General features: G+C 59.8%; 17 protein-coding genes. 6 read left to right on the top strand and 11 right to left on the bottom strand.

Annotated features, from left to right (window positions below; genetic code table 11):
* Positions 1-1,086 precede the first annotated feature (1,086 nt).
* From ACTJKL_RS25810 to ACTJKL_RS25760, 11 genes are all read right to left on the bottom strand, one after another.
* Complete coding sequence (locus ACTJKL_RS25810) at positions 1,087-1,833, bottom strand: tyrosine-type recombinase/integrase (RefSeq protein ID WP_440854156.1); 747 nt, start codon at positions 1,831-1,833, stop codon at positions 1,087-1,089.
* Positions 1,736-2,098, bottom strand: coding sequence for a site-specific integrase (locus ACTJKL_RS25805; RefSeq protein ID WP_440854161.1), 363 nt, complete (start codon positions 2,096-2,098; stop codon positions 1,736-1,738). Before ACTJKL_RS25805 ends, ACTJKL_RS25810 begins: the two co-directional genes overlap by 98 nt.
* Positions 2,099-2,482: 384 nt before the next feature.
* Positions 2,483-4,090, bottom strand: coding sequence for a GMC family oxidoreductase (locus ACTJKL_RS25800; RefSeq protein WP_440854138.1), 1,608 nt, complete (start codon positions 4,088-4,090; stop codon positions 2,483-2,485).
* 68 nt (positions 4,091-4,158) lie between these two features.
* Positions 4,159-5,589: an NAD-dependent succinate-semialdehyde dehydrogenase gene (locus tag ACTJKL_RS25795; RefSeq protein WP_440854137.1), complete on the bottom strand. Its 1,431-nt coding sequence runs from the start codon at positions 5,587-5,589 to the stop codon at positions 4,159-4,161.
* Complete coding sequence (locus tag ACTJKL_RS25790; RefSeq protein ID WP_440854136.1) at positions 5,579-6,571, bottom strand: NAD(P)H-dependent flavin oxidoreductase; 993 nt, start codon at positions 6,569-6,571, stop codon at positions 5,579-5,581. The genes ACTJKL_RS25795 and ACTJKL_RS25790 overlap by 11 nt, the downstream gene beginning before the upstream one ends.
* A 1-nt stretch (position 6,572) precedes the next feature.
* Complete coding sequence (locus ACTJKL_RS25785; protein ID WP_440854135.1) at positions 6,573-8,186, bottom strand: AMP-binding protein; 1,614 nt, start codon at positions 8,184-8,186, stop codon at positions 6,573-6,575.
* Positions 8,183-8,950, bottom strand: a complete 768-nt coding sequence (locus tag ACTJKL_RS25780; RefSeq protein WP_127666962.1) for an enoyl-CoA hydratase/isomerase family protein — start codon at positions 8,948-8,950, stop codon at positions 8,183-8,185. The genes ACTJKL_RS25785 and ACTJKL_RS25780 overlap by 4 nt, the downstream gene beginning before the upstream one ends.
* On the bottom strand, positions 8,947-10,137 hold the full coding sequence (locus ACTJKL_RS25775; RefSeq protein WP_440854134.1) for a CaiB/BaiF CoA transferase family protein: 1,191 nt from the start codon (positions 10,135-10,137) through the stop codon (positions 8,947-8,949). The genes ACTJKL_RS25780 and ACTJKL_RS25775 overlap by 4 nt, the downstream gene beginning before the upstream one ends.
* Positions 10,134-10,832 (bottom strand): enoyl-CoA hydratase/isomerase family protein, encoded by a 699-nt coding sequence (locus ACTJKL_RS25770; protein WP_440854133.1) that lies wholly within the window; start codon positions 10,830-10,832, stop codon positions 10,134-10,136. Before ACTJKL_RS25770 ends, ACTJKL_RS25775 begins: the two co-directional genes overlap by 4 nt.
* Before the next feature lie 57 nt (positions 10,833-10,889).
* Entirely contained in the window at positions 10,890-11,816 is a 927-nt protein-coding gene (locus tag ACTJKL_RS25765) for a hydroxymethylglutaryl-CoA lyase (protein WP_440854132.1), read from the bottom strand.
* 85 nt (positions 11,817-11,901) lie between these two features.
* Complete coding sequence (locus ACTJKL_RS25760) at positions 11,902-12,462, bottom strand: MarR family winged helix-turn-helix transcriptional regulator (RefSeq protein WP_274857747.1); 561 nt, start codon at positions 12,460-12,462, stop codon at positions 11,902-11,904.
* Positions 12,463-12,597: 135 nt separating this feature from the next.
* On the opposite strand from ACTJKL_RS25760, the gene ACTJKL_RS25755 reads away from it, so the two are divergent.
* Genes ACTJKL_RS25755 through ACTJKL_RS25730 form a run of 6 tightly spaced genes read left to right on the top strand, consistent with a single transcriptional unit; the run spans position 12,598 to position 19,024 of the window.
* A complete protein-coding gene (locus ACTJKL_RS25755; RefSeq protein WP_440854131.1) occupies positions 12,598-13,725 on the top strand; it encodes an ABC transporter substrate-binding protein in 1,128 nt (375 codons plus the stop codon).
* A 25-nt stretch (positions 13,726-13,750) separates the two neighbouring features.
* Positions 13,751-14,815 carry an ABC transporter ATP-binding protein gene (locus tag ACTJKL_RS25750; RefSeq protein ID WP_440854130.1) on the top strand — a complete coding sequence of 355 codons (1,065 nt, stop codon included), beginning with the start codon at positions 13,751-13,753 and terminating at the stop codon, positions 14,813-14,815.
* 17 nt (positions 14,816-14,832) lie between these two features.
* Positions 14,833-15,714 carry an ABC transporter permease gene (locus ACTJKL_RS25745; protein ID WP_440854129.1) on the top strand — a complete coding sequence of 294 codons (882 nt, stop codon included), beginning with the start codon at positions 14,833-14,835 and terminating at the stop codon, positions 15,712-15,714.
* On the top strand, positions 15,714-16,538 hold the full coding sequence (locus ACTJKL_RS25740; RefSeq protein WP_440854128.1) for an ABC transporter permease: 825 nt from the start codon (positions 15,714-15,716) through the stop codon (positions 16,536-16,538). Before ACTJKL_RS25745 ends, ACTJKL_RS25740 begins: the two co-directional genes overlap by 1 nt.
* Positions 16,539-16,591: 53 nt before the next feature.
* Positions 16,592-17,974, top strand: coding sequence for an aspartate aminotransferase family protein (locus ACTJKL_RS25735; RefSeq protein ID WP_127666953.1), 1,383 nt, complete (start codon positions 16,592-16,594; stop codon positions 17,972-17,974).
* 27 nt (positions 17,975-18,001) lie between these two features.
* The gene (locus ACTJKL_RS25730; protein WP_440854127.1) at positions 18,002-19,024 is read left to right on the top strand and encodes a histone deacetylase family protein; all 1,023 of its coding nucleotides are present in this window, start codon (positions 18,002-18,004) and stop codon (positions 19,022-19,024) included.
* Positions 19,025-19,139 lie beyond the last annotated feature (115 nt).

The following is a 19,139-nucleotide window of genomic DNA, read 5'->3' as shown; positions in this document are numbered from 1 at the left end:
CGGTGACTGCCGTGTCGAAGTGCCGGCCGAAGCGTTCGAGCTGTATCACTTACCAGCGGCGTTCCGGACATCGTTCCAACCAACGCCGGTTGATCAAGACGAGTACGGCGGCCAGACGGTTCGTCGCGAGACCTCCAGCGAGATCGAGGACATCGAAACCAACGCGATAGCGGCCACCAACATGGCCATCGCCACCGGTGCGGGCGCGCGGATCGTGCGTAGGAATCGCGGTCCGGTAGGTGAGAACGGGCCGGAAGGTTACGTGATCGCCGAGGCGTTGCAGAAGAACCTCAAGGTGCAGGACGATCCGGCAGCGTGGATCTCGCGCCTGCGAGGGCAGGCGATACTGCTCGACGAGCTCACAGATACCAATCGCTGGGAGCGGGCCATGGACGCTAACGGCGCTGTGCTCGCACCCGAAACCATTCGGCTTATGTCGCGCAAGAAAACGGACTCCCTTTATGTCCGCATGGAGCATGTTCCAGCTGGACTGGCCTTCGACCGGGTGGGAAGCCGTGAGCCGCATGCGACCAGCGTACGGGCGGCAGCGATCTCTGCTACCCAGTTGCTCGTGCAGCGTGCCGCTCTTGAGCTTGATGTGGGTCCCGAGGAATTCGAGGCGCTTGAGCCGCGGCTGCGGGACGGGCGGCCCCTGTTGCAGGTCGCCGACTACCTGGTGAACGGCGCCGGCTTCTGTCGGCGGTTGGCGGCTGTTGAGGAGGAACGGCCCATGATTGCTCGTCTGATCGAGTCGCTCGTCCATGATCGGGGCGACCGGTTGGTGCGACCGTTCTTCGAAGACGATCATCCGCAAGCCTGCGCGAGATCGTGCTATCGCTGCCTTCAGCGGTACAATAACCGCAGTTGGCACGGTCTGCTCGACTGGCGCCTTGGTCTGGGCTTCCTTCGCGCTCTTATTGAGCCCGACTGGCGGGCCGGACTCGATGGCCGTTGGGCTGAATATCCGGAATTGGCGGACTGGCCAAGGCTCGCGGCGGAAGCGGCCGAAGAGGTACGTCGTTTGGACCCGGACAACCGGACGGTTGAACGTCACGGCCCGCTTGGGCTTCCAGTTTTGTTCAGACCTCATAGAGGAGGCCATGAAGCATTTGTGCTCGTGCATCCTTTTTGGCGGCTGGATGAGGCATCCGTGTCGAGCGGGCCGCTAGCGGCCACCCTTCGCTCGGTACGTGCAAACCAGGTCTGCTTCGTGGATACGTTCGACGTAGTACGCCGGCCGGTAAAGGCGATTGAGCGCGCCCGGCTTCGAGCGCCGGAGACGTTCTGACGCGTTGCTGTGCGACCTTCGCTCTCTCCTGGTACGTGGCAGGAAGCTCGCGCCGGATCGGTCGTTTCCGCTGGGTGGCAGAAATGCAGCCGCGAACTGCTTCCAATCGTCTGTGCCTGAGCGTTAGTGCAGGGAGGCGCCGCTTGCAAAACACTACTATGAGAATGCTGACAGCCATAGGGCGTACAACGAGCAGTGCCGCAATGTGTGCAGCGTGGCGGGCTTGGCGATCCCGGCCAGGTTCTTGGCGGCGGTGAAGGCGCAGTTGAGCTGCCGCGGCGAGATCGGATTGATCTTCGGCTTGCCGGGGAAAAGCCAACCCTGCGGCCGCACTTAGCGCCAGTAGTCGCGCAAGAGTTCCAGCAGCCCGGGCGACAGCATGACCTTGCGGTCCTTTGCCCCTTGCCCTGTTCGACATGGATCAGCATCCGGTCGCTGTCGATATCGCTAATCTTGAGGTTGCAGACCTTCGAGGCGCGCAGTCCCGCCCCATAGGAGGTGCTGAGCGCCGCCCGATACTTCAGGCCCGGCGCCGGAGCCGCCATCAGCAGGTCGGAAACCTCCTCGACACTCAACGGGCAACTTCTGCGGCTGCCGCCGGAAATGTATATGCCGCTTGATCTCCTCAAGGCCGCAGGCGGTGCCGAGAAAGAACCGCAGCGCCACGATGCGGGCGTTGAAGGTCGTCGGCGTTACGCCCGCATTGGTCATGTGCAGTTGATAGGCGCGCAGGTCGTCGGGTGTGGCGGTGTCCGGTGATCGCTTCAGAAACCCGGCGAAATCCTTGATTGATAGCCCGAATATGCGCATGCTGGGGATTGTCGCCCAGCCCAGGGATGCGCATGTCGTCGTCGATCATCCGCTCGCGCAGCGGGGTGGTCCTCTCCTCCGTCATGGGAACCTCCTGTCTGAAGATTGAGAATACCCCAATCATCAGCCAGGAAGGCAAACCCGCAATATGCAGGCCTTCAGATCATTGCTGCACCCTCACCACGGGCGCCAGTGCCGCGCCAGCGGCTTCGTGCTCGGACCGAAGAGAGCTGTTCTTCAGTTCTTCACGAGCCCCGTGGACGGCTTGTTGCGAGGATGTTCACGTTCTGGGCTATTAAGATCGCATAATGTATCGACGGGAATTCGCTGGGGAGGTCCGGCGGCGTGAGCGGGCGCGACCGGCTCAGGTGCTAGGTGGGGTACTTACCTCAATCTACGAGCCTCGGGCTCCGACTTCTGGAGCACAAAGTCGGCGCAACGCTCGGCAATCATGATCGATGGGGCGTTGGTATTGCCACTGACGAGCGTCGGCATGATCGAGGCGTCTGCTATCCGCAGGCGCGGCACGCCGATTACCCTGAGCCGAGTATCTACGACCGCCATCTCGTCCCGACCCATCTTGGCCGTGCCTGAGGGATGATAGACGGTCTTCGCGATGGAGCGCGCGTGATACTCGATCGCAGCGTCAGTTTGCGCTTCGTCCCCGGGCGCCAGTTCACGGAAGCCGAGCGCTTTCATTGCCGGGGCGGCGAGAATCTTGCGGCCTAGCTTGATGCCGCGCACCAACGTATCGATATCGGCTTGTTTGGTGAGATTGTTCCCGACGAAAACGATTGGATCTTCTGCCTTTGCGCTTCTGATCGATACTTTGCCTCGAGCTTCCGGTCGCAGGATACATGGGTTGATAGAGACGCCGTGGCCGTCCATCTGGCCGCGCGACGCATCGCCAACAAGTGCCGGTGTGACGTGAAACTGTACGTCGGGCCGGCCGCAGCCGGACGTGTCGATGAAACCGCCAGTCTCAACAACGTTCGACGAGAGCAGCCCCGAGCGGTTGAACAGATATTGTAGGCCGTTGACCGCCGCACGTATCCCCCTGTCCTGCCCTTTCAGCGAAATCGCCCGGTCGGTAATGCCATAAACCGAGGCGGTAATGTGATCCTGAAAGTTCTCTCCGACGCCAGGCAGATCGCGTAGCACCGGAATGCCGTGGGACGAAAGATGGGCGGCTGGGCCAATGCCGGAAAGCATCAGAAGCTTAGGCGTGGCGAGGGCACCAGCGCAAAGGATGACCTCTTCTTTTGCTTTCGCCTTGTGGTCGATACCGTCAGCTGTCCGATAAGCAATCCCAGCGGCCGCGCCGTTCTCCATCAATATGCTGCGAACGGCACTTTCGGTACTGATCGTCAGGAGCGGTGATCCCCGTACAGCCTTCAGATAGGTTGCCGCCGTCGATCCGCGACGGGCACGAAACGTGGTCGTCTGGTAGAAGCCTATGCCTTCCTGGGACGCCCCATTGAAGTCATGCGAAAAGGGCAGGCCCACTTCCTGCGCGGCGCGGACGAAGGCTGAACTGATCGGGTGGCGGTGGCGCGGCTCGGAGACCTTCAAGGGCCCGCCGGTCCCGTGATACTCGCCGGCGAGTGTCTCGTTGTCCTCGCAGCGCTTGAAGACCGGCAGAACGTCTTCGTAGCCCCAGCCCTCGCAGCCAAGATCACGCCAGGTATCGTAGTCCTGCGCCTGGCCGCGAACATAGATCATTGCATTGACGGAGGAGCCCCCGCCGAGGGTTCGGCCCTGTGGCACAACAAGAACACGGCCATTGGCACCTGGTTCGGGTTCTGTTTCGTACATCCATGTACGCTTGGAACCGATCACGCGTACAAAAGTGGCGGGGATGTGGATGAAGGGCGTATTGTCCCGCGGACCTGCCTCCAGCAGAAGGACGCTTTTGCCCGCCTGGACAAGCCGGTTTGTAACTACGCAACCGGCTGAACCGCCTCCCACCACAATGTAATCGAAAGTCTTCATCCGCTGTCTGATCCTCCACGGCCCAGAGATAGAATGCGCCGAACGATGTTCAGCACACTGAAGAGGCCTCAGGCGCCGATGTGGCTGACGAATTTCACGGTTTGATAGGCATCGAGACTTTCCGCCCCGCCCTCGCTGCCATAGCCGCTATCCTTGATGCCCCCGAACGGCGTCTCCGCCGCGGCAATGCCGAAATGATTGATCGACACCATGCCGGCTGCAAGCTCGGACGCGAAGCGGTCAGCCACCGCCAGCGAGCGGCTAAATGCGAAGGCGGCCAAGCCAAAGGGCAAGCGATTGCTGCGCTTGATCGCCTCATCGACAGAGCTGACACGAACCAGTGCAGCCAGCGGCCCAAAGGGTTCCTCGTTCATTATGCGTGCCCCTTCCGGCACATCGGACAACACCGTCGGCTCGAAGAAGAAGCCGGCATTGCCAATGCGTCGGCCACCACATTCCAGCTTCGCGCCGGTTGCCACTGCATCCTCGACGAACATTTCCATCGCATCGAGACGCCGCGGGTTAGCCAGCGGACCCATCTGCGTGTCTTCTGCCAGTCCGTCACCGACCTTGAGCGCCTTGGCTCCGGCGACGAAGCTATCCTTGAAGCTGTCGTAGACGGAATCCTCGATATAAAAGCGGGTTGGCGATGCGCAGACCTGACCGGCGTTACGATACTTCAGCATGACGCCGAGCTTTGCGGCGGCTGCAATATCTGCGTCCGCCGCAACGATGTAGGGGGCATGTCCGCCGAGCTCCATCGTCGAACGTTTCATGTGCGAGGCGGCCGCCGCAGCCAACGCCTTGCCGACCGGAACCGAGCCAGTAAAGGAGATCTTCTGAATGATCGGCGATGCAATAAGATATTCGGAGACGTCGGCTGGGATGCCGAAGACGATGTTTACGACGCCATCTGGCACGCCAGCGTCCTGGAATGCCTTAGCGAGCTCGATGCAGGCGGATGGCGTTTCTTCCGGTGGCTTCGCGATCACGGAGCAGCCGGCCGCCAGTGCGGCGGAAATCTTGCGAACCAGCTGATTGATCGGGAAATTCCAGGGAGAGAAGGCGGCAACGGGGCCGACCGGCTCCTTGACCACGATTTGCCTGGCGCCAGGAATGCGCGAGGGGATCACCCGACCGTAGGAGCGGCGAGCCTCTTCCGCATGCCATTCGATGTGCTCCGGCGCTGCATTGGCCTCGCCCCGTGCTTCCGCCAGCGGTTTGCCTTGTTCACGCACCATGTGCTGAGCGATTGTCTCTGCGCGTTCGCGAACCAAAGAGGCTGCGCGCAGCATGACGCGGCAGCGTTCCAGAGCTGTCGTCTTTCGCCAGATTTCAAAGCCCTTGTCTGCGGCGGCCAGCGCTTCATCGAGATCGGTTCGTTCGCAGACAGGCAGTCGCGCAATGACCTGTCCGGTTGCCGGGTTCTTGACCTCGGTTGTGCGGCTACCAGAAGGCGCGCGCCAGGTTCCGTCAATCAGAAGCGGTTTATCCAACATTGCTTATTTCCTTCGAATTTCCGTCATAGACGGCGTTCGGCAGGCTGCTTACGACCTGCACATATTCCTTCGCGATACGGGTGACGATTTCGGCCGCAGGCAGAACTTCGGAGACGAGCCCCGTGCTCTGGCCGGCCTCCACCTTGCCCCCACTTACGTCCCCGTCGAGGGCCGCGGCTTTTAGAGAACTGGCGACGAAGACCGCCTTGCGCTGATCGTCGGAAAGTCCTTCGGTTTCGGCCCTGGCCATCCCTTCTGCGAACTGATTGCGAATAACGCGAATGACCCCGAAACCGCGTCCGACCACCATCGTGTCGGCAACTCCGGCTTTCACTAGCATATCCTGATAGGCCGGATGCAGACGTGCCTCGCGCGACATCATGAAGCGCGAGCCAAATTGCGCAGCACCCGCCCCGAGCGAGAGAGCGGCAGCGAGCCCGGAGCCATCGGCAAACCCGCCAGAAAGGATCAGGGGCATCTCGGGCACGGCCTTGGCGATCGCCCGACCGAGAACGAGTGTAGAAACCAGTTCCGGAGGCGGATGACCTCCGGCCTCGCCGCCAACCGCAATCAACCCATCGACGCCTGCGTCAGCTGCCTTGCGGGCATGAACCTCACCCGAGACGACATGCAAGCAGATCGTTCCGGCGGCCTTGAACCGATCGATGTACTTCTTCGGCCCGCCCTGGGAAGCAATCAACACCGGGATGCGTTTTGCCAAGAGCATGTCGATGATCGCGTCAGCGCCATGGCGGTAGAGGGGCAGGTTGACGGCGAAAGGACGATCAGTTCCCGCCCTGATCTCGTCGATTGCATCTTCGAGATCATGAGGATACATGGGGCCGGCAGCAAGAACACCAAGGCCCCCGGCATTCGACACCGCGAGTGGCAATGCCGAGTTGGAAGACGCCCAGGACATACCTGCCTGAATGATCGGCAAGTCGATGCCGAGCAATTTGGTGACGTTTGTCTCGATGCGCATGTCAGCCCTCGATGCCCACGAGTTTGCGCGCGTAGGCGACAAGGTGCTTCTTCTGAATTTTGGAGCTGGCGGTCATGCCAATCGACTCGAAATCCTCGACGATCCAGACGTGGCGCGGCACCTTGAAGCCCGCCATTTCCCGCTTCGACCACTCGATGATCTCCGCCGGTGTCGTCGCGCAGCCGTCGTTGAGAATTATGAAGGCGGCGGTAACTTCGACTAGCCGTTCGTCCGGTACGCCGACCACGGCCGCCTGGCGGATCAGCTTGTTCTGATGCAACACGTTTTCGACATCGGCGGGCGATACGTTCTCGCCGCCCACCCGGACGATATCCTTCGCTCTGCCGAGAAACCGTAACCGACCGGAGGGGTCCAGCGCACCGAGGTCGCCGGTCGATAACCAGCCATCGGCGGACAGCGCGGCTGCGGTTTCTTTCAGTTTGTCGAAATAACCCTTCATGACGTTCCAGCCGCGCACCTGGATCTCGCCAGGTTCGTCCGGTCCTGCATCACGCCCCTGTTCAGTGCGGATGCGGACATCGATGCCGGTTTGAACTCGCATGGCGGCGCTGACCCGAACTTCCTCTGGCTCCCACCAACAAGATTGCGCCACATTGGGAGAGGCTTCTGACAACCCGTAGCCAACGACGCATTCGCGTGCGCCGAGCTCGTCGATCACACGGCGAACGATCGTGGGGGAGGCCGCAAGCCAGGCGCCGCGCAGGTTGAGGTGACGCGACGGAAGGTCGGGATGCGTCAGGAGCATCAGCGCCATCGTGTCGTTACCGGAGAAATGCGTGCAGCGTTCCCTTTCCATCAGGCGGAGCGCCTCGCCGGGCTCGAAGCGGTCCATGCTCACCAGCGTAGCCGCGTGCTGCAAACATGACAGGATGGACAGCGTGGTGCCCGCTACATGGAAAAAGGGGCGGGCACTGTGGAAACGGTCTCCAGGCCGCAACCCCATTCGCAGGCCTGAGAAGAAGGCATTCGGCAACATGTTACGATGCCGAAGCAACACGCCCTTGGGGAAGGAGGTTGTGCCGGATGTGTATTGAACGAGGAGGACGTCGTCGGCGTCGTCCTCTGGTTTCGTGCGCACCAGCGTGCTTGCGCACAGCTCCCGCCAGTTTTCCGCGGCAGAAGGAACATCGTCCCCAATCACCAGAACTCGCTGCAGGTCTGGCAAGGCACCGTGGGGGAGCGCACCATCCAGGCCTGGACATACCTCGCGCAGCATTGCGATGAAGTCAATCTTGAGAAAACGATCGCAGGTAACGAGCGTGGTCACGCGCGACTGTTTCAGCGCATACGCCATTTCGGCGGCAACGAAGCGGGTATTGATGGGGACGGTCACGGCCCCCATGGATCCGATCGCCAGGAAGATGACGACCCATTCGGCGGAATTGCCGAGGCACAGCCCGACATGATCTCCCTTGCGCACGCCCGCTGCTGCAAGCGCATCGCGGGCGTCGGCAACCCTCGTTTCCAGATCCTGATATGTCAGTCTTCCATCGCTTGCGACAATCGCTTCGACATCCGGCGCAATTGTCGCCGAACGGAGTAGAGCGGCAGAGATCGTTAAGGGGCAAGTGGCTTGGAGATCGAGGTCGCTCATGTGCCGCTCTCACTGCCAAAGACTTCGGAGAACTTTTCGATACCGGAGCGCCAGTCGCCATCGGCAAGGCAGCGTTCGATTGCTGCCATCTCGATGCGGATACCGTTGCTGAGATTGGTTTCATAGCCGAGATCAACGGCCTGCTTGGACAAAGCCATGGCAAGAGGTGGTGCTGCGGCAATACTCTCGGCGATTTCCTGACCAACCTTCTCGAGTTCGTCAGCCGGCACGACCCGCGAAACGAGCCCGCGTTGATAGGCTTCTTCCACCGGCATGGTTCGGCCGGTGAAGAGGAGTTCCTTGGCGTTCATGCGTCCAATCACCCGCTGGAGCCGCTGGGTGGCGCCGACGGTCCCCCATTGTGGCTCCGGGAAGCGGAAGGTGGTTTTCTGCGATGCGACGACGAAGTCGCAACTCATGACAATCTCGCCGCCAGAACCGACGACCGGCCCTTGCGTCAGCGCGACAATCGGCTTACCGCAGCGACCGATCGCGTCATAAGCGGCGAAGGAGGCCTGCCGGCGAGCGAGCACCCAAGCTTCGTCCTTGTCGGTGCGTTCCTTCAGATCGGCGCCTGCACAAAAGACCGGACCGTTGGCTGAGAGCAGGATAACCCGAACGTCCGGCTTTGAGTCCAGGCGTTGAAATGCCTCGCGAAGCGCGATGCACATTTCAAGATTGACCGCGTTGCGGGACTGCGGGCGGTTCAGGACAACGCGCGCGACGGCCCCGTCCTGCGTTACCGATACAGCATCGAAGCTCATCCGATCGCTCCTTCCTTCCGAAGCGCCGCGATCTCGGCGTCGGTCAGGTTCATCTCGTCTTTCAAAATGGTGTCGGTATCCGCGCCGAGCAGCGGCGGACAGCCTATCTCGGGGGAGTCGAAGCCTTCGAAAATCACAGGGGTGCGAAGCGCCTTGAACGTGCCCTCTGCCGGGTGGTCGAACGTACCTACCATACCGCGCGCCCGCATATGCGGATCGTCAAGGATTTGCCGCGTCGTGTTGACTTCGCCGGCCGGGATGCCGACGGCGCGCAGCGCTTCTGCCAGCGGCTCGCGCTCACGTGCCGCGATCGCCGTGCGCATCTCGTCCATCACTCGTTTTCGATTGGCCACTCGCCCACCATTCTTGGCGAGGGCGGGATCGGCGCCGAGCTCTGGCAGGCCGAGCACATCACATAGTCGTCCCCAATGCTGATCGCTGCCGCTGATATGCAGCCATCCACCATCGCGGCACTGGAAGGCTGCTGAGGGAACGCGGCCCGGATGCTCTGTGCCCGAGCGGCCGATATCTTCATCCAAGGCGAAAAGGCGCGCGGCGGCCAATGCAAGCAGACTTGCCTGCACATCCATCATGGCAAGGTCGATATGGCACCCCTTACCACTGCGGCCCCTGCCGATGAGGCCGGTCAGAATGGCGATCGCGATCCACAGGCCGGCGGTTAAGTCCGCGATCGGCACTCCAGCCTTGGCCGGCGGCGTATCGGGATGGCCAGTCAGGTGCATGATACCGGACAATGCTTGAAACACCGTGTCGTAGCCGGCACGCTCCCGATAGGGCCCGGTCTGGCCGAAGCCGGTGGTGGAAACGTAGATCAGGCTTGGATTGAGCGCCGAGAGTTTGCCGTAGCCAAGATCGAAGCGATCCATGTCGCCCGGCAGGAAGTTCTCCAGCACCACATCGTGCTGTGCTGCAAGCCGTGCTGCGATCTCCTGCGCTTTCGAGGATTTCAGGTTCAACGTCAAGGAACGCTTGCCGCGATTGAAAGCAAAGAAGTAGGCACTTTCGCCGCCGGGAAGACGCGGCTCGAAGACGCGCGATTCATCGCCGCCACCCGGCCGCTCCACCTTTGTGACAGTTGCGCCCAATTCAGCGAGAATCTGGGTCGCCATCGGGCCTGCCAGGACGCGAGAGAAGTCCAGAATACGGATGCCTTCAAGCGGTTTCATTTGGCCTCCGTGCGGAAGCTGCGCATTTTAGCATTAAGCTCTCGGCCCGCGGCCATGGCTTGAGGGTAGGGGAGGTCTGCCACCTGATAGTAGAGCGCCTTTGCGGCCGACATGGCGAGCGGATTAGCCGCCGCCCAAACTTCCGCGATCTCCACGGCCGTTGCGACGACCTCCTCCGGAGCCACGACGCGATTGCACAGGCCGAGCGAAATAGCTTCGTTAGCACCGATCAGGCGACCGAGGCTGATCATCTCAAAGGCAGCCTTGCGGCCGAGCGACCGCTGTAGGCCGGTCATGACGAGTGCCGGCACGATGGAATGCTTCAGCTCGGGATAGCCGAATTTCAGGTTCGTCGCCGCCACCATCATGTCGCAGCCGATGGCAAGCCCCGCACCGCCGCCGACAGCTGCGCCCTGTACGGCAGAAACGATGGGCTTCGACAGGCTCTGCATCATCGCCTGCGTCCGGCAAGTCAGATCAGCGCGCTTTTCAACCAGATCTTGGTTTTCCGGCGTCAGCGCATCGAACTCGGACAGGTCGGCGCCCGCGCAAAAACCGCGGCCACTACCTGCCAGCACGATCGCGCGGATCGCCGGATCCTCATCCGTGGCCAAAAGCGCGTCGTGGATCGCTCGGGTGAGTTCGGTATTCAAAGCGTTGAGCTTGTCAGGGCGGTTCATCGTAACGATGCGCACGGCGCCGCGAGTCTCGACGAGAAGAACGGAGGAAGATCGATTGCTCATGCCCTAACCCTATGCTGCCAGATGGCCGAAGCCGCTGCGTGCGACCCGGCTCAAGAGTTCACGTTTGAGGACGGCCTCGCAGTGACGGGAGGCTTCTTGCAGTTTCTCCAAGTCGAGACCCGTATCGATACCTTCGGCTTCGAACAGGTTAACGAGGTCTTCTGTGGCGACATTGCCCGTAAAGCCCTCACCGTACTTTATCTGCGCCGGATGTCCCCCGACGCCGCCGATGGCGCTGTCGAACCAGCGGCAGCCTGCCTCATAGGCGGCGTAGCAGTTGGCGAGCCCCGTTCCGCGACTGTCGTGGAAATGAGCGATAGGCGTCATATCCGGCAATTCGCCGGCAATCCGCTTGAAGAGACTTTTTATCGAGGCCGGCGTGCCATGACCTGTCGTGTCGCAGACGGAGACATGATCCACACCAAGGTTCTTAAAGTGGGCAAGATCGGCGAGCACGCTCGACGGATCTACCTTGCCTTCGAAGGGGCAGCCTAGCGCCATGGAAATCACCCCGATTAGGCGGAAGCGGCCGTCCGCCAATTTCACCATTTCCGCAACATTCGCCCACTGCGCTTCGCGGGTGGTTCGAAGGTTGCGCTGGGTGTGGGCTTCGGTGGCAGAAACCAGGAGGCTGATTTCGTCAGCGCCATGTCCGGTATCGAGATCGGTAATCGCGCGCTGAACAGCTTTGATGTTGGGGCAGGTGGCCTTGTATCGAGTACCCTGGCGTCTGGTGATGCCGGCCAGAACCTCCGACGCGTCCGCAAAGACAGGGACGTGCACCGGGCTGCTGTAGCTCGTCGCCTCAATCCGGGGAAAGCCGGCATCCGAGAATGCATTGATCAACGCAATCTTCTCGGCCGCAGACGTCGAAACGGTCTCGTGCTGCAGTCCATCTCGCGCAAAGCATTCGCAGATTTTGATTTCGCTCGCCATGCCTCACCTCCGTTCGGCTTGACGACAGAAATGTATTTATTCGTTCACACTGTCAACTAGTTTCTTGCCCATGCAATGACATGCCTCACTCTTCCTCCAGGCTCTTCAGGTCCGATTGTGAGGCGGTGTTGCGCAATTCGTGGTAATATTTGCTGCTTGTTCGGGTAACGCGGCGCAAGAGCTCTACAAGGATTTGTTGCTCGGCACGGCTCAAGGTAGCGAGCATTGCCTCGTTTCGCTCGAAAGAGTCTTCGAGGATGCTTCGCGAAAGGGCCAAGCCTTCTGGGCTTAGCGTCAGCAGGATGCTGCGCCCGTCCTGCGGGTTGGCGGTCTTCCTAATGTAGCCGCGCTCAATCATTGTCGAAACAGTGCGGCTCATTTGGCTTTTCAGGAGGCCGCTATGTTTCGCCAGTTCCTGTAGCGGCACCTCTCCAAGGTATTTTAGAACTGCAAGAACGCGCCACTCTCGTGGCGTAATGCCATATTTGGGCCGAATGGAAAGGGCTGCAATACGGGTCGAAAGGCCTGCCAAGCGCTGAAGCTGGAAACTGAAGAGGTCGCGGATATCGGGTTCCTTTTCCGACTGCTCGTGGAGTCGGTCGAAGTAGTCCCCTGATTTTTCATTAAGCTGATCGCGGTTCCGCACGGCGTTTCCCCTCCGGGTGTGAATCGGTCTCTTTTCTGATCGATTTCTTTCGGCGACGCCAGCTTCGCCGAGATCTCGCAGAAAATTAGTTGACAGCGTGAACAATGTAGTTAATTTCGTCAACTAGATTGGCATGTGGCCGACGACTTGTCGACCGCGATGATCTCGCCAGAGGAGCGGCGGGGCGGTCCGATCTGTTTTCGTGGAGGAGCAAAAATGATTTCACTGCGGCATAAATCGGCCTGCCTCATTGGTGCGGCCATTATTGCGTCGATGGCGGCGCCTGCCATTGCCGCCGACGCGACACTGACGATCGCTGGCTTTGGCGGCAATCTACAGACGGACCTGCGCAACACGATCTGGCAGCCAGCGGCCGATGCGGCCGGGGTCCAACTTCGCGAGGAAACCCATGACGGCCTGGCGGCGGTACGGGTACAGGTACAATCCGGTTCACCGACATGGGATGTGGTGCATCTCGGCGCCGACGAATGCGCCGTTGGCGGAAAAGAAGGCCTGTTCGAAACGCTCGACTACAAGGTGATCGACACCGCTGGTTTCGATCAGCTCGGCTACGGTGACAACTGGATCGCAACGAACACGTATTCGGTAGTGCTCGCCTGGCGCACAGACGTATACAAGGACAAAAAGCCGCAAGGCTGGAAGGATCTTTGGGACGTGGAGAATTTCCCAGGCCGTCGTGCGCTGAGCAGCTATCCGCAGGAAATGATGGAGATTGCACTCCTGGCTGACGGTGTTGAGAAGGATAAGCTCTATCCGCTCGACACCAAGCGCGCGCTCGCCTCTCTGGACAAGATTAAAGCGAATGTCGCCGTCTGGTGGTCCTCCGGCGCACAGTCTGCGCAGCTGATCAAGGACAAAGAAGTGGACATAATGGCGATTTGGGGTAGCCGTGTTGCCAATGTCATCAAGGATGGTGCCCCCGTCGAGTTCACCTATCAGGACGCCATTCTCGGCTACGGCTGCCTCGCCATTCTAAAGGGATCGCAGAATGTCGAGGCGGCGCAGAAGTTCATCGCTGGCGTTGTGTCTCCTGAAGTCCAGGCGCGGATTCCGGAAATGATGCCATATTACGGTCCAACGAACAGCCGCGCCTTCGAAGTCAAGAAGTTCGCGCCCGAGGTGCTGGCCAAGTCGAACATGTCACCGGAAAATGTCAAGAAGCAAACCTTTTTGAACGCCAACTGGTGGCGCGACAATAATGTCCTCGTCCGCGAGGACTACAGCCTGTTGATGTCGAACTGACGTCGATCGCATACGGAGAACGGCAATGACATCGGGTGCAGTTTCGATCCGCCAGATCTATAAGGCCTATGGGAGCTACAAGGCGTTGGACGGCATATCTCTTGATATTGCCGCCGGGGAATTCCTGACGCTTCTCGGCCCCTCGGGTTCGGGTAAGACCACGCTCCTGAATGTCATTGCCGGCTTCGAGAGACCGGACAGCGGTAGTCTACTGGTCGACAATACCGAGTTCATCGCGCGGCCGCCGCATAAGCGCGATCTCGGCATGGTGTTCCAGAGCTATGCTTTGTTTCCGCACATGGACGTTTTCGCCAATGTCGCCTATCCGCTGAAGCTCAGAAAGGCGGATGCCTCGACGATTCGGTCGAAGGTGACAAAAGCGCTCGAAACCGTGCATATGGCCCATCTCGCCGGCCGACGCATTCACGAACTCTCAGGCGGTCAGCGTCAGCGCGTCGCACTGGCACGCGCCATCGTTTTCGAACCAAAGCTCCTTCTAATGGATGAGCCTTTGTCGGCGCTCGACAAGAATTTGCGCGAACATATGCAGGTCGAACTGAAGCGTCTACATCGCACGCTCGGCATGACGACTATATATGTGACTCATGATCAGCAGGAAGCGCTGACCATGTCGGACCGCATCGCCGTTCTCGATCGCGGCCGCATCATCCAACTGGATACGCCGAGGGCCGTTTATGACTCGCCGAACTGCAAGTTCGTTGCTGGCTTCATGGGCGATACCCGATTCGTCCCGGTAGAAAAGAATGGCTCGGATTTCGCCTTGAGCGGTCGACCACTGAAAGTTCGCGCCGCACCGGCAAAGGCCTCAAGCGACATCTTCCTGATGGTGCGCCCGGAGCGGTTGCGCTGGCACGGCACTCCCGAGCGGGACAATCGGATCGAAGGCAATGTCATCGATGTGATTTACCTTGGCGACAGCCATATGGTGTCCGTCGAACTGCCCCAAAGCACGGAGATTTCTATCCGCCATACCGGCGCGGAAACGACCTCCTTGCCGAAACCGGGCGATCGCCTCGCCCTTTGGATGACGCCAGAGTCCAGCGTCATCATCGACGGGGCCCGCTCATGACTATGGCGGAAACTCATATGCCCTCAATTGAACTCAATACGGACGTCCTGCAGCGGTCCCGCCGCAGAACAGGGCTTACCTTTATTGGGCTGTCTGCTCCCGCGTTCGTATTGGTCGTCTTGGTGCTTATTATCCCGTTCGCCTGGCTCGCGTGGATGTCGCTCTATGACGCATCGGGCGCTTTGTCGGCAGAAAATTATGCGCGTTTACTGCGCCCCGCCTATGTCGACAGCTTTCTGACGACCTTCAAGGTCGCGGCGATCGTCACCGTCGTCTGCGTCGTACTCGGCTACCCGGTGTCGTACCTTCTTTCCCAACTGCCGGAGAGGGTGGCGCAAATTTTGATGATCTTCATCATCCTACCCTTCTGGACGTCGGTTCTGGTGCGCACCTATGCCTGGCTCGTTCTCCTGCAGCGCCAGGGCCTCATCAACAACTGGCTGACGAATCTTGGGTTGATCTCGGAGCCGCTGCCACTCGTCAACAATCTGACGGGTACCATCATCGGCATGGTGCACATCATGCTGCCCTTTTTGATCCTGCCCCTCTATGCCTCAATGAAAACGATCGACCCCATCTTGTTGCGAGCGGCGTCCAATTGCGGAGCTTCGCCGGCCCAGGCGTTTCGGCAGGTGTTTCTGCCCTTGTCCCTACCGGGCGTGGCGACAGGTGTGGCGCTGATCTTCGTGCTGTGCCTCGGCTACTATCTGACGCCGGCTCTGCTTGGCGGAGGGCGAGTGGCGATGTGGTCGACCCAGATCGCCGACATGATCGCCAAATTTGCAAACTGGGGGGCGGCCAGCGCTCTGAGCGTAGTCCTGCTCGTTGTCACCGGCACCATTCTGTGGATTGTAAACGCGCTGTTCAAAGCCGCCAGTGTTAACAGAGGAGGCGTCTGATGCTGAAATTTCCGGCCTCCTCCAGCCAGATCACCCACGGCGAGCGGCTCTGGCTCTATATCTTCGTTGGGATCATCTTGGCCTTCCTGATCATCCCGTGCCTGATCGTCATTCCGATGTCCTTTTCGGATTCCCAATATCTCGAGTTTCCGCCCCGTGCGCTCAGCCTTCGCTGGTACGATACGTTCTTCTCCTCGCCAGAGTGGCGGCAATCGGCAATCGTCTCGTTCAAAGTGGCTGGCGCCACTACTCTCTTGGCGACGATCCTGGGAACGCTAGCAAGTTATGGCCTCTTCAAGTCGACGAACCCGTTCAACTTCGTCATTCGCAGCGTTCTCATCCTGCCAATGATGGTACCGCTGATCTTTGTGGCGATAGGCGTGTTCTTTGTCTTCGCGAAGCTTGGCATGAACAATACGCTGACGGGCCTCATCCTGGCCCATACGACGCTTGCAATCCCCTTTGTCATGATTGCCGTGACCAATGGTCTCCAGGGTTTCGACTTTAACCAGGAGCGGGCCGCCCGCAGCCTTGGTGCATCGCCGGCCTTGGCCTTCTTCACCGTCACCCTGCCGCAGATCAAGATCTCCATCTTCTCCGGGATGCTGTTTGCTTTCATTACTTCATTCGACGAGGTAATCGTGTCGTTGTTTGTCTCCAGCGGCGCCAACTCGACGCTCACCAAGCGCATGTTCGCCAACATCCGCGACCAAGTTGACCCGACCGTGGCTGCTATTTCGTCCATGCTGGTGGTTGCCTCGATCGTGATCCTTATAAGCGCGCAGTTCGTCAAAAGGCCGAAGGCCAGGGCCTCCGAACATTGAGCTTCGCGGTCCATCATTCAACGACTGGCAGCAGTCGCCCTTAGGAGGAAACCATGCTTCAGAATTCGCTTCGCGCGCTCGATATTGCCGTGCAGATCCATCCGCAGACCAATCTCGCTTTGCACGAGAAGCTAGGCCCGACGATCATGTCGCGCGGCGAGGGCGCTTATGTCTACGACGATGACGGTAAGCAGTACATCGAAGGGATGTCGGGCCTTTGGTGCGCCGCTCTCGGCATGAGCGAAAAGCGCTTGGTCGAGGCCGCGACGCGCCAGATGAATACTCTGCCTTATTACCAGAATTTCGCCCATCGAACGACGGAGCCGGCCATTGAGTTGTCCGATCGGCTGCTGCGGTTGGCGCCAGTGCCAATGTCGAAGGTTCTCTTTCAGAGCTCCGGATCGGAAGCCAATGACACCGCAGTCAAGCTCGTTTGGTACTACTTCAACTCGCAGGGGCGCCCGGAAAAAAAGAAGATCATTGCTCGCAAGCGCGCCTATCACGGCACCTCAATCGCATCCGCCAGTATTACCGGCCTGCCGCATCTACACCGCGACTGGAACCTACCGCTCGACGGCTTCCTGCATGTGACCTGCCCACATTTTTATCGTGATGGCTTGCCAGGCGAGACTGAAGAGGAGTTTGCAACGCGTCTGGCCGATGAACTTGACGCGCTGATCGTTGCTGAGGGGCCCGATACCGTCGCGGCCTTCTTCGCTGAACCCGCCATGGGCACCGGAGGTGTGGTGCTCCCCCCGAAGACCTATTTTGAAAAGATCCAGAAGGTCCTGAAGAAGCACGACGTCCTCCTGGTCGCCGACGAAGTCATCACCGGCTTCGGTCGAACTGGCAACTGGTGGGGGGCGCAGACCTATGAGATGCGACCCGATATAATCACCTGCGCGAAGGCATTGACGTCCGCATATATGCCGCTGTCGGCAATCCTCCTCTCGGAGCGCATCTATGAAGGCATGAGGGCACAGAGCGAGAAGATCGGTGTCTTCGGCCACGGATACACCTATGGTGCTCACCCGGTGGCCTGTGCTGTCGGGGTCGAAACTTTGCGCATCTACGAGGAAGACGGCATTATCGACGGCGTTAAAGCGCTTGGGGAGCACATGGGCAAGCTCATGCACCCTCTCATGGATCACCCGCTAGTAGGGGAGGTCCGTGGCGTCGGCCTGATGTGGGGCGTGGAACTGGTGCGTAGCAAAAGGAGCCGTGAGGCATTTTCGCCCGAACTGCAGTTCGGACTTGGCGTCCAGAACCACGCCTTCGAAAACGGCCTCGTTTGCCGCTCGCTTGGTTCGGCCATTGCCTTTGCGCCGCCGCTCATCGCAACCACGCAACAGATCGACCAAATCGCCGATCGTTTCAAGCGCGCGCTCGATACGGCTCTGGATGACTACACCCGTTCGGGCGGGAAGCTCGACTGAGCGAGATGTCTCACTGAGGGAGAACGAATGCTGGCAATATGCGACGATCGGCAGGCGGCTCACCGGCCATTAACCCGGCTGGCTGGCGGAGGGCTCGCCCCAAATCCGGAACAGCCGCAACGTATCGAATTATTGAAGCTGGGCCTGAGAGACTGCGGCATCAGACTAGTTGCCCCGACTGCGCATAGTCGAGACGCGATCGCGGCGGTCCACGATGCCGACTACCTGGATTTCCTTCAGAACGGGTTTTCGGAATGGAAGAAATCTTCGGCCAATGGGCCGGAGATGCGTGCCAGCGTCCACCCGACCGTCCGGATGAACCGCAAGCCGATCGATATTCTTGGCCGTGCTGGATATTTTCAGGCGGATGCCAGTTGTGTCGTTCTTGACGGGACCTGGGAAGCGGTGCGCGCAAGCGCCGATACCGCAGTTGAGGGAATGACGCGGGTCTTGAATGGCGAAGACATGGTATATGCGCTTTGCCGTCCGCCCGGTCACCACGCCTACGCCGATAAAGCTGGTGGTTTCTGCTACCTCAACAATACTGCGATCGCTGCGGAGCTTGCCGCCCAGCGCGGATTGCGGGTTGCGATCGTCGATGTTGACGTTCACCACGGCAATGGGACGCAATCGATCTTCTACCATCGAGCGGACGTACTGACGCTCTCAGTGCACGGCGATCCGGCGTATCTCTATCCATATTATTCAGGTTACGTCGATGAACAGGGGGAGGGGAAGGGGCTTGGATTCAATTACAACTTTCCCGTGCAACTATTGTGCGACAGTGAAGCCTATCTTGCCGCCGTTGATCTTGCCTGCAACAGCGTCCGGAAATTCTCGCCCGACGTACTGATCGTTGCACTGGGGCTGGACGCCTCATCCGCTGACCCTTTCGCCTGCATGAATGTCGATGAGGAGGGTTTTCGACGCATGGGCGAGCGCCTTTGCAAGCTGTGTAATAAAACCTTGGTGGTTCAGGAAGGAGGCTATCCGTCACCCGCGCTGCCGGGTCTGCTGAAGAGCTTCCTGGATGGCTTCACGTCCCGTTGAAGTCAGACCTTGAGGCAGATACGAACATTAGGCTTCCCGCACTCTCGGCGATTCTCTTGTTATTCGCCGTCAAGGCCTGGCGACATTCGTGGGCTTTGACGGACAAGTAAGTTCC

Source organism: Sinorhizobium sp. 22678, assembly GCF_052044265.1.
Classification (GTDB): domain Bacteria; phylum Pseudomonadota; class Alphaproteobacteria; order Rhizobiales; family Rhizobiaceae; genus Sinorhizobium; species Sinorhizobium meliloti_A.
This window is presented reverse-complemented; position numbering and strand designations above follow the sequence as displayed.

Bases quoted from the DNA above. Each gene is read 5' to 3' on its own strand.
- ACTJKL_RS25805 (WP_440854161.1), bottom strand. From the start codon at position 2,098: ATGCGCATATTCGGGCTATCAATCAAGGATTTCGCCGGGTTTCTGAAG.
- ACTJKL_RS25750 (WP_440854130.1), top strand. From the start codon at position 13,751: ATGACATCGGGTGCAGTTTCGATCCGCCAGATCTATAAGGCCTATGGG.
- ACTJKL_RS25735 (WP_127666953.1), top strand. From the start codon at position 16,592: ATGCTTCAGAATTCGCTTCGCGCGCTCGATATTGCCGTGCAGATCCAT.
- ACTJKL_RS25795 (WP_440854137.1), bottom strand. From the start codon at position 5,589: ATGTTGGATAAACCGCTTCTGATTGACGGAACCTGGCGCGCGCCTTCT.
- ACTJKL_RS25740 (WP_440854128.1), top strand. From the start codon at position 15,714: ATGCTGAAATTTCCGGCCTCCTCCAGCCAGATCACCCACGGCGAGCGG.
- ACTJKL_RS25745 (WP_440854129.1), top strand. From the start codon at position 14,833: ATGCCCTCAATTGAACTCAATACGGACGTCCTGCAGCGGTCCCGCCGC.
- ACTJKL_RS25780 (WP_127666962.1), bottom strand. From the start codon at position 8,950: ATGAGCTTCGATGCTGTATCGGTAACGCAGGACGGGGCCGTCGCGCGC.
- ACTJKL_RS25790 (WP_440854136.1), bottom strand. From the start codon at position 6,571: ATGCGCATCGAGACAAACGTCACCAAATTGCTCGGCATCGACTTGCCG.
- ACTJKL_RS25765 (WP_440854132.1), bottom strand. From the start codon at position 11,816: ATGGCGAGCGAAATCAAAATCTGCGAATGCTTTGCGCGAGATGGACTG.
- ACTJKL_RS25810 (WP_440854156.1), bottom strand. From the start codon at position 1,833: ATGGCGGCTCCGGCGCCGGGCCTGAAGTATCGGGCGGCGCTCAGCACC.
- ACTJKL_RS25785 (WP_440854135.1), bottom strand. From the start codon at position 8,186: ATGAGCGACCTCGATCTCCAAGCCACTTGCCCCTTAACGATCTCTGCC.
- ACTJKL_RS25800 (WP_440854138.1), bottom strand. From the start codon at position 4,090: ATGAAGACTTTCGATTACATTGTGGTGGGAGGCGGTTCAGCCGGTTGC.
- ACTJKL_RS25730 (WP_440854127.1), top strand. From the start codon at position 18,002: ATGCTGGCAATATGCGACGATCGGCAGGCGGCTCACCGGCCATTAACC.
- ACTJKL_RS25775 (WP_440854134.1), bottom strand. From the start codon at position 10,137: ATGAAACCGCTTGAAGGCATCCGTATTCTGGACTTCTCTCGCGTCCTG.